The sequence below is a fragment of the Paractinoplanes durhamensis genome, from assembly GCF_016862175.1.
GTDB classification, from domain to species: domain Bacteria; phylum Actinomycetota; class Actinomycetes; order Mycobacteriales; family Micromonosporaceae; genus Actinoplanes; species Actinoplanes durhamensis.
Genome location: NZ_BOML01000033.1, coordinates 1 through 12,701 on the forward strand (window position 1 = coordinate 1; position 12,701 = coordinate 12,701).

Annotated in this window: 15 protein-coding genes and 1 tRNA gene; 5 read left to right on the top strand and 11 right to left on the bottom strand. The window is 70.1% G+C overall.

Going from position 1 to position 12,701, the window contains the following annotated elements; genetic code table 11:
- Nucleotides 1-117: 117 nt before the first annotated feature.
- Both Adu01nite_RS19570 and Adu01nite_RS19575 read right to left on the bottom strand, forming a co-directional pair.
- Nucleotides 118-190: transfer RNA gene (locus Adu01nite_RS19570), tRNA-Ala, on the bottom strand.
- Nucleotides 191-243: 53 nt separating this feature from the next.
- A complete protein-coding gene (locus tag Adu01nite_RS19575; RefSeq protein ID WP_203728345.1) occupies nt 244-837 on the bottom strand; it encodes a YqgE/AlgH family protein in 594 nt (197 codons plus the stop codon).
- 71 nt (nt 838-908) lie between these two features.
- Between Adu01nite_RS19575 and Adu01nite_RS19580 the strand changes: the two genes are divergently transcribed.
- The 3 genes from Adu01nite_RS19580 to Adu01nite_RS19590 are packed head-to-tail and all read left to right on the top strand — an operon-like array spanning nt 909 to nt 4,263.
- Nucleotides 909-1,706: an S-methyl-5'-thioadenosine phosphorylase gene (locus Adu01nite_RS19580; protein WP_203728346.1), complete on the top strand. Its 798-nt coding sequence runs from the start codon at nt 909-911 to the stop codon at nt 1,704-1,706.
- A gap of 53 nt (nt 1,707-1,759) precedes the next feature.
- Complete coding sequence (gene mptB / locus Adu01nite_RS19585; protein ID WP_203728347.1) at nt 1,760-3,088, top strand: polyprenol phosphomannose-dependent alpha 1,6 mannosyltransferase MptB; 1,329 nt, start codon at nt 1,760-1,762, stop codon at nt 3,086-3,088.
- Between the two features lie 35 nt (nt 3,089-3,123).
- Nucleotides 3,124-4,263: a glycosyltransferase 87 family protein gene (locus tag Adu01nite_RS19590; RefSeq protein WP_239132567.1), complete on the top strand. Its 1,140-nt coding sequence runs from the start codon at nt 3,124-3,126 to the stop codon at nt 4,261-4,263.
- Between the two features lie 35 nt (nt 4,264-4,298).
- Here Adu01nite_RS19590 and Adu01nite_RS19595 read toward each other — a convergent pair whose 3' ends face one another.
- From Adu01nite_RS19595 to Adu01nite_RS19605, 3 genes are read right to left on the bottom strand one after another with little or no spacing between them, the layout of a single operon-like run.
- Nucleotides 4,299-6,320 carry a sensor histidine kinase gene (locus tag Adu01nite_RS19595; protein ID WP_203728349.1) on the bottom strand — a complete coding sequence of 674 codons (2,022 nt, stop codon included), beginning with the start codon at nt 6,318-6,320 and terminating at the stop codon, nt 4,299-4,301.
- 26 nt (nt 6,321-6,346) lie between these two features.
- Complete coding sequence (locus Adu01nite_RS19600) at nt 6,347-6,805, bottom strand: response regulator (RefSeq protein WP_203728350.1); 459 nt, start codon at nt 6,803-6,805, stop codon at nt 6,347-6,349.
- Nucleotides 6,806-6,817: 12 nt separating this feature from the next.
- Nucleotides 6,818-7,207: a response regulator transcription factor gene (locus Adu01nite_RS19605; RefSeq protein WP_203728351.1), complete on the bottom strand. Its 390-nt coding sequence runs from the start codon at nt 7,205-7,207 to the stop codon at nt 6,818-6,820.
- Nucleotides 7,208-7,303: 96 nt separating this feature from the next.
- On the opposite strand from Adu01nite_RS19605, the gene Adu01nite_RS19610 reads away from it, so the two are divergent.
- Nucleotides 7,304-8,197, top strand: a complete 894-nt coding sequence (locus Adu01nite_RS19610; protein ID WP_239132539.1) for an LLM class flavin-dependent oxidoreductase — start codon at nt 7,304-7,306, stop codon at nt 8,195-8,197.
- On the opposite strand, the gene Adu01nite_RS19615 is transcribed toward Adu01nite_RS19610, so the two are convergent.
- Nucleotides 8,191-8,844, bottom strand: a complete 654-nt coding sequence (locus Adu01nite_RS19615; protein ID WP_203728352.1) for a GntR family transcriptional regulator — start codon at nt 8,842-8,844, stop codon at nt 8,191-8,193. The two genes, Adu01nite_RS19610 and Adu01nite_RS19615, sit on opposite strands and share 7 nt — an antisense overlap.
- 26 nt (nt 8,845-8,870) lie before the next feature.
- On the opposite strand from Adu01nite_RS19615, the gene Adu01nite_RS19620 reads away from it, so the two are divergent.
- On the top strand, nt 8,871-9,023 hold the full coding sequence (locus Adu01nite_RS19620) for a hypothetical protein (RefSeq protein ID WP_203728353.1): 153 nt from the start codon (nt 8,871-8,873) through the stop codon (nt 9,021-9,023).
- Here Adu01nite_RS19620 and Adu01nite_RS19625 read toward each other — a convergent pair.
- The 5 genes from Adu01nite_RS19625 to Adu01nite_RS19645 form a co-directional block, all read right to left on the bottom strand.
- The gene (locus tag Adu01nite_RS19625; protein ID WP_203728354.1) at nt 9,020-9,592 is read right to left on the bottom strand and encodes a type IV pilus inner membrane component PilO; all 573 of its coding nucleotides are present in this window, start codon (nt 9,590-9,592) and stop codon (nt 9,020-9,022) included. The two genes, Adu01nite_RS19620 and Adu01nite_RS19625, sit on opposite strands and share 4 nt — an antisense overlap.
- On the bottom strand, nt 9,592-10,281 hold the full coding sequence (locus Adu01nite_RS19630) for a PilN domain-containing protein (RefSeq protein ID WP_203728355.1): 690 nt from the start codon (nt 10,279-10,281) through the stop codon (nt 9,592-9,594). Before Adu01nite_RS19630 ends, Adu01nite_RS19625 begins: the two co-directional genes overlap by 1 nt.
- On the bottom strand, nt 10,281-11,306 hold the full coding sequence (gene pilM, locus Adu01nite_RS19635; RefSeq protein ID WP_203728356.1) for a type IV pilus assembly protein PilM: 1,026 nt from the start codon (nt 11,304-11,306) through the stop codon (nt 10,281-10,283). The genes Adu01nite_RS19630 and pilM overlap by 1 nt, the downstream gene beginning before the upstream one ends.
- A gap of 20 nt (nt 11,307-11,326) precedes the next feature.
- Nucleotides 11,327-12,115 carry a prepilin peptidase gene (locus Adu01nite_RS19640; RefSeq protein WP_203728357.1) on the bottom strand — a complete coding sequence of 263 codons (789 nt, stop codon included), beginning with the start codon at nt 12,113-12,115 and terminating at the stop codon, nt 11,327-11,329.
- Between the two features lie 65 nt (nt 12,116-12,180).
- Entirely contained in the window at nt 12,181-12,642 is a 462-nt protein-coding gene (locus tag Adu01nite_RS19645) for a prepilin-type N-terminal cleavage/methylation domain-containing protein (RefSeq protein ID WP_203728358.1), read from the bottom strand.
- Nucleotides 12,643-12,701: the final 59 nt, after the last annotated feature.

A 12,701-nucleotide genomic window follows, 5' to 3' on the forward strand; every position in this document is an offset into this window, starting at 1 on the left:
ACGGCAGCGGGGGTGCGGGTGGCGAAGCCCCCGCTACGCGCCGACGAAGTCGGCGCCAAACAAGACGAGGCTGGCCCGGCTCGCGCTTTCCGCGAGCAGGATCCAGCCCCAGACTCGTGGAGCTGAGGGGACTCGAACCCCTGACCCCCACACTGCCAGTGTGGTGCGCTACCAGCTGCGCCACAGCCCCTTACCGCCCCCGGTTGCCCGGGCACGGAAGAAATACTACACAACCCGCCGGGGTCAGTTCAGGAGGGGGTCCGGGGGGAAGTGGGCTACCGCGGCCAGTATGTCGCCCTGGCGGCGCAGGACCATCGCCCACAGGTCGTCGGGGCGGTTTATGAACGGGTCGCCCGGCAGGGCGTCGAACAGGAACCAGGAACCGGCGGCGATCTCGTCCTCCAGTTGGCCCGCGGACCAGCCCGAGTAGCCCGCGAAGACCCGGATGCCGGCCACGCTGTCGCGGATGCGGTCGGGGTCGGCGGACAGGTCGACCGTGCCGAGCGCTCCGGACACCTGGTGGAAGCCGGTTATCCGCTTCTTCACCTCGGGGCGGGTGCGGGCCAGGCAGATCGCCGACTCGGGCTGCACGGGGCCGCCCTCGAACAGCACCGCGGGCTCGCCGGCCAGCTCGCCCCAGTTGCCCAGCACGTCGGCGACCGGGACCTCGGTGGCGCGGTTGAGGACCACGCCGAGGGCGCCGCCGGCCTCGTGGGCCACCAGCAGCACGACCGTACGGTCGAAATTTGGATCTTTGAGGGTTGGGGTCGCCACCAGCAGCCGGCCGGTCATCGACTCCATCGACCGGCCTCCGATCCGCTGACCCTCGCTATGCATGAGCGACCCTCCGCGCCAACGCCATGCTCAGCACATTAGCCCGTGATTCGGGGCCCGGATAAGGTCTGCCCATGAACGCTGCCGCGGAGATCGGTGTCATCGGCGGATCGGGGCTCTACGCGCTCCTTGAGAACGCCGTGGAGGTCGAGGTGTCCACGCCCTACGGACCTCCCTCCGACCCGATTACGGTGGCGCAGGTGGGGGACCGCAGGGTCGCCTTCCTGCCGCGCCACGGACGAGATCACCGGTTCCCGCCGCACAAAATCCCCTACCGGGCGAATCTGTGGGCTCTTCGCGCCTTGGGAGTACGCCAGATCGTGGCGCCCTGCGCGGTCGGTGGGCTGCGGCCGGAGCTGGGGCCGGGCACGTTCGTGGTGCCGGATCAGCTGATCGACCGGACGAGCGGGCGGGTGCAGACGTTCTACGACGAAGGGGCGGTGCACGTGTCGTTCGCCGACCCCTACTGCCCGGCCGGGCGAGGCGTGCTGCTGGCGGCGGCGCGGGACGTCGCGCCGGTGGACGGGGGCGCGATGGTGGTGGTCGAGGGGCCGCGGTTCTCGACCCGGGCCGAGTCCCGCTGGTTCACCTCGATCGGCGGTGCGGTGGTCAACATGACCGGGCACCCGGAGGCGGTGCTGGCCCGCGAGCTGGCCCTCTGTTACACGACGATCGCGCTGGTCACCGACCTCGACGCGGGGGTGGAGGGCGACGAGGGGGTGACCCAGGAGGAGGTGTTCCGGGTGTTCGCGGAGAACACCGAGCGGCTCCGTGGCGTACTCCTGGAAGCCGTGACCGAGCTCCCCGTCGAGCGTGCCTGTCCGTGCTCGGCCGCGCTCGACGGCATCAAGTTGCCTTTCGCTTTGCCATAAGGAATCAATGTCCGCGACTACGGCGAGACACCCTCCATTGAGAAGGTGCAGCCGTGCTCAACGATCACACCTCGGCGCGCGCTGTCGGATTTGCCGGGTCCGCCCTGATAGCAGTGGGTGGACTCGGCGCGGGGGCGCTGCCGGTCGGGGTTCCCTTCTTTCCCGCCGGCCGCCACGAACGTCTCGGCCTGGTCTGTGTCTATACCGGACTGTTGCTGTTGTTGCTGGCCTGGTGGTGGGTCGGCCGGGTGGCGGCGCAGGACTCGCACTGGCGCACCCTCGCGCTGTGGGCCGCGCCGCTGCTGCTGGCGCCGCCGATGTTCAGCCGGGACGTCTACAGCTACCTCGCGCAGGGGCTGATGATCGACTCGGGGATGGATGTCTACCGGCACGGGCCGGCCGTGCTCGGCGGGGTGGTCGCCGACCAGGTGCCGGACATCTGGCAGCACACCCCGAGCCCGTACGGTCCGGTGTTCCTGCTGGTCGCTCAGGGGGTGGCCGGTCTACTCAGCGCCCATCTGCTGCTCGGCATCGTCGCGATGCGGCTGGTGGCGATCGCCGGCATCGTGATGCTGGCGGTCTCGCTGCGGATCCTGGCCCGCTCGGCGGGGGTGAGCGAGTCCGGCGCGACCTGGCTGGCGGTGCTGAACCCGCTCGTCCTGATCCACCTGGTGGCCGGCGCGCACAATGACGCTCTCATGGTGGGTCTGCTCGCGGCCGGGCTGGCCGCCGCGGTCCGGCAGCGGCCGATCCTGGGCACCCTGCTGGTGGTGGCCGCGGGGCTGGTGAAGTGGCCGGCCGCGCTGGGGCTGGTCGCGGTGGCGGCGATCTGGACCACCCAGGGCGGCCGATGGCCGTGGGCGAAGGTGACGGTGACCGCGGTGGCCGCGACCGTGACGATCACCGCGGTGGCGGGGACCGGCTACGGCTGGATCAGCGCGCTGGCCACCCCGATCACCACCGAGAACTGGTCGCTGACCGGCCTGCTCGGCCATTGGACGGGCGGCCTGCTGGGGCGGTGGGCGGGCCTGCTCGCGATGGTCGTGGTGGCCGGCGTGGTGTGGACCTATCGTGCCAGGCTGGGGCCGGTCTACTGCCTCGGCATCGTGCTGACGGCGGTGGTGGTGTTCGGCCCGGCGATCCGGCCCTGGTACGTGGTGTGGGGTTTGGTGCCGCTGGCCGCGGTGGCCGTCGACCCCAAGGTGCGGCGCGGCCTGGCCGCCTTCTGCGCGGCGCTCGTCCTGGTGGTGCTGCCGGACGGGTTCGCCGCCGATGCCGAGCGCGTGTTGCTGGCCGTCGTGGGCGCCTTGATCGGGATCGCGGCGTTCCTCGTCGTACGCGTAGCAGTGACCCTGCCCGAAACCGTGCGGGCGGCGAGGTGATCGCCCGTTCGAAGACCGCCCAGCTTGTTTTCGTGATGGCGGTAGCCGTCGCCGTGGCGGTTTTCCTGGCGACGATCCCGACCTTCCGCCACTTCTTCGACCTCGGGGTCTATCGCGGTGCGGTGCGCTACTGGCTGATCGACGGCGGCGACCTCTACCAATACCGCTACCAGGGCACCGAATACGGCTTCACCTACCCGCCGTTCGCGGCGCTGGCGATGAGCCCGCTGGCGATCACGTCCTGGCCGGTCGCGGTGGCGGCGAGCCTCACCCTGAACTCGATCTGCGTGATCCTGCTGCTGCGCTGGTATTTCGTCCCGATCCTGCAGCGCCGCGGCCGGCCGGTCTGGACCCCGTGTGCCCTGATGTTCCTGGGTTTCCTGGTGTTCGAGCCGTCCCGGGACACGTTCAGTTACGGCCAGGTCAACCTGCTGCTGCTGGTGCTGGTCTGCAGCGATCTGCGCAACAAGCGCTTCGCCGGGGTCGGCATCGGGGTGGCCGCCGCGATCAAGCTGACCCCGGTGATCTTCATCGGCTATCTGATCCTCGCCCGGCGCTATCGGGCGGCGGCGACCGCGGCGGTCACCACCGCCGCCGCGACGATTCTGGCCCTGCTGGTGGCGCCGGACGCCTCCCGCGCGTTCTGGACCGACGCGGTCTGGGACACCGGCCGGATCGGCAAGCTCTACTACGTTTCCAACCAGTCGCTGCGCGGCGTCGTGGCCAGGCTGGACGCGCCGTCGACGTGGTGGCTGGCCGGGGTGGCGCTGGTCGTCGCGTACTGGTGCTGGTGGGTCCGCACCCGCCGGCCGAGCCCGACCGCGGGGTTCGCGGTGACCGGCGTGATCGCCTGCCTGATCAGCCCGATCACCTGGGTGCATCACCTGGTGTGGCTGATCCCGGGTCTGTTCCTGCTGCTGGACCGGGTGCTGCGCACCGAGCCGGCCGATCTGCGGCGCCGTCTCCTGTTCGCCCTCGGGGCCGGGTTCGCCCTGATGAGCAGCAGCATCGTCTGGATCTGGTGGGCACACCCGCACGGCTGGGCGGCCTTCCCCGGCAGCAACACCTACGTCTGGCTGAGCATCGCGGTATTACTCACGGTCACCAGAGAACCCGCAGCCGAGTTGCGCTTCGCGGAAAACAAAGAATTTGAGAGGTACGCGCGGGGAACGTGACAACCGCAGCGCGGGCAGTTCCGATTTTTGCGGGTTCACAGCACGCCGCCCCGGAGGATCGGCAGGGTGAACGTCATCCGGGAGCCGCCGAGATCGTTGCCGGCCGCGGTGATCGTGCCGCCGTGCCGCTCCACGATCCGCTTGCAGATCGCCAGCCCCAGGCCGGTGCCGGCATACCCGGCGGCGGCGTGGGCCCGGTGGAAGTTCTGGAAGATCGCCTCGTGCTGCCCGGCCGGGATACCGATGCCGTTGTCGTCGACGGCGACCCGGACGAACCCGTCCCCGGTCGGCTCGCAGGACACCGCGATCCGCGGCACCACCCCGGTCGCCGTGTACTTGATCGCGTTCCCGATCAGGTTCTCCAGCAGCTGCCGGGTCAGCACCGGGTCGGCGTCGACGACGGCCAGGTCGTCGATCTCGAACCGGGGCATCGGCAACGACAGGCTGGCCGCGTTGTCGAGCCGCCCGGTGGCGATGTCGCCGACCACGTCGTTGAGGTCGACGGCGGTCGGCGACAGGCTCGCATCCCGCGCGGTCGTGTAGGCCAGCAGCCCGTTGATCAGGCTGCGCATCCGCTCGGCGGCCCGCTGGATCCGGGCCACGCTCTCACCCTGCGGGCCGCCCAGGTCGTCGGCGAGCGTCTCGGACCAGCCCTCGATGGTGGTGAGCGGGTTGAGCAGGTCGTGCGCCACCACCCCGGCGAACGAGGCGAGCTCGTCGCGGTGCCGGCGGTCGGCGGTGACGTCGTGGAAGACCACCACGGCCTGTCGGCGGCCGTCCGCGGTGGTCGCCACTTCGACGCCGCTGACCTGCAGGATCCGGCCGTCGGGGATGGCCGGGTTGCGGATCAGCAGGTCCATCGGCTTCTCGTAGCGGCCGCTGAAGATCAGCCGGTGGATCATGTCCTCGTTGTCGAGCGGGGTGCCGTCCGGGTGGAACAGGCCGTAGAACTGGCTGTGCCCGACCGTCTTCGTGCTGGTGGCCACGCCGAGCAGGTGGGTGGCGGCCGGGTTGCGGACCAGCAGACGGCCGTCCTCGTCGATGACGCCGAGTCCCTCGGCCATCGAGTCGACGATGGTGGTCATGGTCCGGGCCTGCTCGACGGCCACCCGCTCGGATTCGCGCAACTGCTCGAGCAGCGCGGCCCGCTCGTCCCGGCCGAGTGACAGGGCCAGGCCGACCACCGCGACCATCCCGACGAACAGCTGCGCCACCAGGGCCCGCAGCCAGTTCGCGCCGATCTCGGCGAACTGGCCGGTGCCGTTGAGCGTGAACAGGACGGTGAGCGTGCCGAAGGTCAGGTCGTGCAGGACCACGAAGGTGGTGCGCATCCGCAGGCCGGCCCAGATGGTCAGGCCGATCAGCGCGAAGGCCATCGGGGCGCCGTCGGAGAGGCAGAAGGCCGTGGTGTAGCCGAGCAGGGAGACGGCGACCAGGCTCACATATTCGACCCGGCGGGCCGGCCGTAGCTGGGACCAGGCGCTCGGCCCGGTCCGCTGCCGGCGGCACTGCCAGAGCCAGATGATCCGCCGGAGGCCGACTCCGACGAGCAGGATGCTGACCGTGTTGCGGGCCAGCCAGACCAGGGCCGACTCGTAGGAGAAATGGCTGGTGACCAGCCACATGCCGGCCGTGCCGAGGGTCGCGCCGGCCACCGTGCTGGCCGCGGCGGCCGCGATGAACCGCCACAGCTCGGTGAGCCGGGTCAGCGGCGGGCCGCCCGGCGTCCACACGCCGGGCACCCATCGTTCCAACAGCCGGACGAAACCGATCCCCTGCACCAGGTTGGCGAGCACGAACACGACCGCGGTCCGGGCGTTCGCCCCGGTGGCCATGTTGACCACCATCGTGACGGTGGCCAGCGACGCCGCGTCGATCCAGCGCCACGGCGACCGCCGCTGGGTGGTGAACCAGACCGCCAGGACGCCGGCCGCCGGCCAGACCAGGCTGAGGTTGCCGCCGTCCATGACGGTGAACCGCCCGGCGACCGTAGCCAGGATGTAGAGCACGGTGAAACCGAGGGTGCGTCGCAACGATCGGATCAACGTGTCCGGCATATCCCAGCCTTTCGGAAGCGCGGTTTTTAGTGCTGGCCGGAGGCCAGCAACAGCCAGTTCACCCGGCGCAGCATCTCCACCTGGGTGAACGGCTTCGGCAGGTAGTCGTCGGCGCCGATCGCGAAGCTCCGGTCGACGTCGTCCGTCCGGTGGCTGCCGCTGATCATCAGGACCGGGATCTGCGCGGTCTCCGGCCGGGCGTGCAGCTCGTAGCAGACGCTGAGCCCGTCCAGCTGCGGCATGCTCACGTCCAGGATGATCATCCGCGGGCGGGACTCGACGGCCATGCTCAGCGCCGACCGGCCGTTGTCCGCGCTCAGCGTGCGGAAACCGGCCACCTGCAGCTTGAACGCGATGACGTCACGGATGTCGTCATCGTCGTCCGCGATCAGGATCGTGGAGCTGGGCGGGGGCGCGATCGGCCGTGAGGTGAGTGCCTGGATGAACTCGTCGGGGCGCGGCTCGGTGAAGACCGGAGCAGTCATCGGGTGGACCTCCTAGCGGATGGACGGGTACCGGTTGGTGAGCAGGTCTTGCATCTCGGCGACCAGACGCCTGGGCGAGAGTGGTTTGGGCAGGTAGCGATCCGCGCCGGCCCCGAGTCCCGCATCGACGTCGTAGGCGTGCGCGTTGGACGAGATCATCAGGATCGCCGTGTCCCGGATCTCCGGGTTGCGACGGGCGAGCTGGCAGAGCTCCATGCCGTTCAGAGCCGGCATCCGCACATCGGTGATCAGGCCGACCGGCCTGGCCACGGTGAGGATCCGGGCCGCGGTGTTGCCGTCCTTGGCCGCCACGGTCCGGTAGCCGGCCGCCTCGAGGGCGAACGTCAGCATGTCGCGGACGTCGGCGTCGTCCTCGGCGACGAGGATCAGGTTCTCGGTCATCAGGAAACTCCTTTCCAGCTCTGCGACGGGTTGATCGTCCGCGACGGGGTGACCTTGAACGAGATTCCGGTTGCCTTCCGGTAGCACCGTCTGCTGATGGCAGAACCGCTGGGCCACACCCGTCACATCGGTGAGGATCGAGCGATGGTGACCTTCTCGCTGCAGGCTCAGCCGACCGCCGCCGCCGACTGGACCGATCTCGCCCGCCGGGCCGAGGAGATCGGGTTCGCGGCGCTCTACGTCGCCGACCATCCGGGCGCGTGTGCCTCGCCGTTCGTGGCGCTGGCCGCGGCGGCCGCGGTCACCAGCCGGCTGCGCCTCGGGTCGTACGTGTCGAATGCCGGGGTGCGCGAGCCGATCCTGCTCGCCGCGGACGTGGCCACCCTCGACGTGGTCTCCGGCGGCCGGGCCGTGCTGGGTCTCGGCGCCGGGCACACCCCGGCCGAGTGGGCGGCGGTCGGCAAACAGCGGCCGGGCGTGCGTGGCCGGGTCGATCACTGCATCGAGGTCGCCGAGCGCACCCGGGCGATCCTGGCCGGCGACGGGCTGACCAAGCCGCGCCCGGTGCAGGAGCCGGTGCCGCTGCTGATCGGCGGCGGCAACACCCGCCTCCTGGCGTGGGCGGCCGAGCACGCCGACCTGATCGGCCTGTCCGGGCTGGGCCGCACCCTGCCCGACGGGCACTCGCACACCACCCGCTGGGCGATCGATCAGATCGACGCGCAGGTCGGCCTGTGCGGCGACAAACCGACGGAGGCGCTGGTCCAGCGCTTCCTGATCACCGACGACGCCGCCCGGTCGTACGCGGAATGGGCGATCGAGATGGAGGAGAAGGAGGCCGACCTGGCGGCCGGCCCGTTCGTCTTCGCCGGCACCCAGGACGAGATCATCGCGAAGCTACGCGACGTCGAGCGGCGGTGGGGGATCACCCGGTTCGCGGTCCGGTTGCCGGCGATCGACGCGATCCCGGGGATCTTGGCAGCCTATTGATCGTCGAACAGCTCGCGCTCGACCCGGTCCCGGTAGTCGACGTAGATCTGCCGGTAGCGAGCCAGGGCGCCCGGCCGGTCGCCCGCCGCGAGCAGCGCGATGATCTCGTCGTGCCCGCCGATCCACACGTTCCACAGGCCGCTCTCGGCGGTCATCGCGAGGATCCGCATGGTGCGCGCGACCACCAGGTCCACCATGGACTGCAACTCACGGTTGCCGCTGGCGAGGATGACGATGGTGCTGAAGTCGGCGCCGGCCGCGCTGGCCGCGAGCACGTTGCCCGACCGCAGCGCCTCGGTGAACTCCTTCTGCCGCTGCCGCATCAGGTCGAGGTGGGTGTCGGTGAGATTGTCGACCCCCCACTCGAAACCGGCGCAGGCCAGCACGCTCATCACGTCGATCAGCTCGAGGGCGTTCTTCTGCGTCACCTGGGTGACGTGCCTGGTCCGGTTGGGCGCGATGTCGATCAGGCCCTCCACGGAGAGCTGGGCGATGGCCTCGCGGATCGGGGTGATGCTGACGCCGAGCCGGGACGCGAGCTCGGCGTCCTTGATGAGGGTTCCCGGTGGCAGCTCGCCGGTGACGATCTCGTTGCGCAACTGCCGGACGACGGCTGCGGTGCGAGTCGGAGGGACCGCATAAGACATACCGGCAGAGTACTCACGGTGACCAGATGCCGACGCACGCACTCGCCGGGCATGCCGAACCCATGGCCACGGTGATACCCCTCATCGATCTCGACCGTCCGGCACCCCCGCCGGACGCAGGCCCCTATCTGATCTGCCCGACGCTGCTCGGCGAGACCTCGGTCTGGCGGGTCACCTAGCTGGTGGAGATCTGACAGGCGGTGCTGGACCGGCAGAACGCGTCGAGCGCGATGGTGGCGGTCATGGTGTTGTAGTCCTCCCCGCTCAACGCGACCGAGGTGAGCAGGACGGCGCGGCTCTGCACGTTCTGCAGCCGGTTGATGACTTTGGACAGGTCGGCGATCTTGCCGGACACGCTGAGCGTGATCGGCACCGAGTAGACCGTCGCCGACCCGTCGATCTTGGCCGGGACGCTGACCCCGATGCTGCTGACGTCGACCGTCACCGCCTTCTCCGAGGTCTGCAGCGCCCGCAGGTACTCCGGGATGCTGTATTTCGAGGGCAGCGCGGCCTCCTTGGCCGTCAGCTGGGCCTTGTACGTGTCGTAGTCCGCGGCCTGGGCCTTCAGCTCGGTCAGGTCGGCCTTCAGCTCGACGAGTTGCAGGTCCTGGTCGTCCACCTGGGTCTGCAGGTCGGCCTTCTCGGCGTAGATCGGCTTGATCGCGAGCAGGAAGGTGGCGGCGACGATGATGACGACCGCGACCACCCCGCCGAGCAGCCAGAGCCGGTTGTTCCCCCGGGCACCCATCATTTGCTCCCGCAGGTCGTGGTGTATTTGCCGCAGAGGTAGTCCTTGCCGACGGCGGCGGTCATGGTGAAGGTCCAGGAGCCGGAGTCCACCTCGGTGGCGGCGGTGAGGTAGACGTCCTGCACCCCGTCGACCTTGGCGACGGAATCCAGGAAGTCGGCGATGGTCGCCTTGCTCTTGGCGGTGCCGGAGATCTGCATCGTGGCGACGTTGTCGCTCTTCGCCGCGACCGAGGGGTCGGTGATCAGCGTGCTGACCACGTTGGTGAACTCCACCCCGTGCTTGGTGCCGGCACCGCGCACCGCGTCCAGCAGGGTCGCCCAGGGCAGGTCCTTGGCCAGTGCCACCTTGAGGTCGGCGACGATCGCGTCCCGGCCGGTGATCGCGTCGGTGACCTTCTGGTACTCCTTGGCCTTCGTCTCGGCCCGGACCCGTTCGGTCTGGTCGCTGACCGAGGCCAGGTCGGATGCGGCCAGGTCGCGCTCCTTGTCGGCGAGCCAGTACCAGCCACCCATCACGAGGGCGACCAGCACCACCGCGGCGACCAGGAGGACCCGGGTGCGGCGCGCGTTGCGCCCCTGCATGATCTCGTCGGGCAGCAGGTTGGCGCGGATCGGCAGGATCCGCATCGCCTGCTCGGGGGAGACGGCCGCGTCGGCCGGCACCGGAGCCGTGCTGGTGGTGGTCATCAGGCTGCCGCTCCCAGGGTCAGGCCGATCGACACGGCGGCCGAGGGCACGAAGCTGTCGAAGCCGTTCTCCCGGCCCTTGCGGGTGTCCCGCAGCCGGCCGGCGCTGTCGGCGTACATCACGGTGATGCCGAGCTGCTGCTGGAGGTGCTCGGCGAGGCCGGGCATCAGCGCGCTGCCGCCGCAGAGCGCGAGCCGGGTGACCTGCTTCTGCCGCTCACCGGAGGCGAGGTAGGTGAACGAGCTGCGCAGCTCGCTGGCGATCGGGCGGACCGCCTCGGTGGCGGCGTCGACGGTCACCGGGTTGCCGTCGCCGTGCAGCCCGAAGCGGCACTTGACCATCTCGGCCTCCTGCTGCGACACGCCGAGCCGGGTGGCCATCGAGGCGGTGATCTCGTGGCCGCCGCGGGGGACGGTCCGGACGATCAGCGGTTCGCCGTCGGCGTGCACCACCACGCTGGTCACGTCGGCCCCGATGTCGACGATCGCCTCCACCTGGGTGTCCAGCCGGGAGGCGGCGCGCAGCAGGGCGAACGAGGCCAGGTCGACGGCGTCGACGGAGAGGCCGGCCTTCTGCGCCGCGTCCACCGCGGCGAGGACCGCGTCCTTGGGGGTGGCGATCAGCAGGCCGCGCACGGTCGGGTTGCTGCCCGGGTCCTCGAGCGGGAAGAAGTCCAGCACCGCCTTCTCGACCGCCAGCGGCAGCGCGTCCTTGACCTGGAACGGCAGCGCCTGGTGCAGCTCCTTGGCCGGTAGGTTGGCGACCGACATCTCACGCACCACCAGCTGCGGGTTGGTGATCCCGATGGCGACGTGCTTGGTGCCGAACTTGTGCGTGGTCCAGAGCTGCTTGAGCACCGTGGTGACGGTCAGCGGGTCCTGGATGACGCCGCTGGTGACGGTGCCGGGCGGGAGGGCGGCCTGGCCGAAGTTGGCCAGCGTGTAGCCCTCCTTGGTGCGGCGGACCTCCACGGCACGGATCGTGGACGAGCCGATGTCCAGCCCGATCGGTATTGCACCGGCCATGACGGTTCCTTCCGGGGGTTTCAGGCGGTGGGGAGGATGAGGTTCGCGTACCAGTCCGCGATCGGCGCCGCCGCGAAGACCGCGAGGAAGGCGCCGGCGAGCATGTACGGGCCGAACGGGATGCGGCTCTTGCGGGTCGCCAGCCGGGCGGCCATCAGCAGGACGCCGGCGACGCCGCCGAGCAGGAAGCCGGCGAACGCGCCCACGACCACCGAGCTCCAGCCCAGCCAGCCGAGGTAGAGGCCGAGCAGCGGAGCCAGCTTCACGTCACCGCCGCCCATGCCCTTGGGGAGCACGGCGAGGATCCAGTAGCCGGCGTAGAGCACGGCCGCGGCGATCAGGCCGCGGACGGCCGCGTCCCAGCTGTGCTCGGCGATCACCGCCGGCAGCAGCAGGAGGGGCGCCACCGCGTACGACGGCAGGACGATCTTGTCGGGGAGCCGCATCAGGTCGATGTCGATCGCGGCCAGGGCGATCGACACGGCGGCCAGGTAGAGGTAGGCGGGCAGCTCCCAGGACCAGCCGAACTTCGCGGCGACCGCCACGAACAGCGCGGCCGTGCCCGCCTCCACCAGGGGGTAGCGGATGCTGATCGGGGCCGCGCAGTCGGCACAGTGTCCGCGCAGCATCAGCCAGCCGAGCACCGGGACGTTGTGCCGATTGCGGATCGCGCTGCCGCAGTGCGGGCAGTGCGAGCCGGGCCGGACGAGCGACTCGTTGCGCGGCACCCGGTGGATGACCACGTTCAGGAACGAACCGACCGCGAGGCCGAGCAGGCCGGTGACGCCGAGCAGGAACGCCTGCGGCATGTCCGGACCTCCTCGGCCTCATCGGTGTGCGGTGGTGGCGCCGCCGGCGCCACCACCGGGGGTGGTCAGGAGCAGGTGTCCAGGTTCAGAGTCGCGGTGACCGCCTTCACCGAGCCGCCGGTCGAGCTGTCGTAGAGGTAGTACTTGCCGCTGCCACCGCTGTTGGTGCCGCAGATCAGGTAGCTGGTGGTCTTGTTGACGTAGCCGATCTGGGACTTGTCAGACACGGTGATCGTCTGGGTCGAGGTGTCGCCGCTGATCGCGAGGGTCAGCGCGGTGCTGACAGCGCTCTTCGCCGTCGTCGGGTAGGTGTTGCCGTGGTCGGTGTAGAACTGCTCGACCGCGCTGACACCACCGCGCACGTCCGACTGCGCCGACTTGTCGGCGGCACCCTTGCGGTAGTTCAGATACACCGGGACGGCGATCGCGACGAGCACGCCGATGATGACCACGACGACCAGGAGCTCGATGAGGGTGAAGCCCTCGTCGCCCTTCTTCGAGCGGAGCCGGTTGATGATGTCGGTCATTTGGGGGTGCCTCCATGGCTGAGCTGTGAAGCGGGGAAGGGTGTGGATAGTGCAGGCGC

Coding starts and splice junctions, on each gene's coding strand:
- Adu01nite_RS19575 (WP_203728345.1), bottom strand. CDS start 837: ATGCATAGCGAGGGTCAGCGGATCGGAGGCCGGTCGATGGAGTCGATG.
- Adu01nite_RS19580 (WP_203728346.1), top strand. CDS start 909: ATGAACGCTGCCGCGGAGATCGGTGTCATCGGCGGATCGGGGCTCTAC.
- Adu01nite_RS19590 (WP_239132567.1), top strand. CDS start 3,124: ATGGCGGTAGCCGTCGCCGTGGCGGTTTTCCTGGCGACGATCCCGACC.
- Adu01nite_RS19595 (WP_203728349.1), bottom strand. CDS start 6,320: ATGCCGGACACGTTGATCCGATCGTTGCGACGCACCCTCGGTTTCACC.
- Adu01nite_RS19600 (WP_203728350.1), bottom strand. CDS start 6,805: ATGACTGCTCCGGTCTTCACCGAGCCGCGCCCCGACGAGTTCATCCAG.
- Adu01nite_RS19605 (WP_203728351.1), bottom strand. CDS start 7,207: ATGACCGAGAACCTGATCCTCGTCGCCGAGGACGACGCCGACGTCCGC.
- Adu01nite_RS19610 (WP_239132539.1), top strand. CDS start 7,304: ATGGCAGAACCGCTGGGCCACACCCGTCACATCGGTGAGGATCGAGCG.
- Adu01nite_RS19615 (WP_203728352.1), bottom strand. CDS start 8,844: ATGTCTTATGCGGTCCCTCCGACTCGCACCGCAGCCGTCGTCCGGCAG.
- Adu01nite_RS19620 (WP_203728353.1), top strand. CDS start 8,871: ATGCCGACGCACGCACTCGCCGGGCATGCCGAACCCATGGCCACGGTG.
- Adu01nite_RS19625 (WP_203728354.1), bottom strand. CDS start 9,592: ATGGGTGCCCGGGGGAACAACCGGCTCTGGCTGCTCGGCGGGGTGGTC.
- Adu01nite_RS19630 (WP_203728355.1), bottom strand. CDS start 10,281: ATGACCACCACCAGCACGGCTCCGGTGCCGGCCGACGCGGCCGTCTCC.
- pilM (WP_203728356.1), bottom strand. CDS start 11,306: ATGGCCGGTGCAATACCGATCGGGCTGGACATCGGCTCGTCCACGATC.
- Adu01nite_RS19640 (WP_203728357.1), bottom strand. CDS start 12,115: ATGCCGCAGGCGTTCCTGCTCGGCGTCACCGGCCTGCTCGGCCTCGCG.
- Adu01nite_RS19645 (WP_203728358.1), bottom strand. CDS start 12,642: ATGACCGACATCATCAACCGGCTCCGCTCGAAGAAGGGCGACGAGGGC.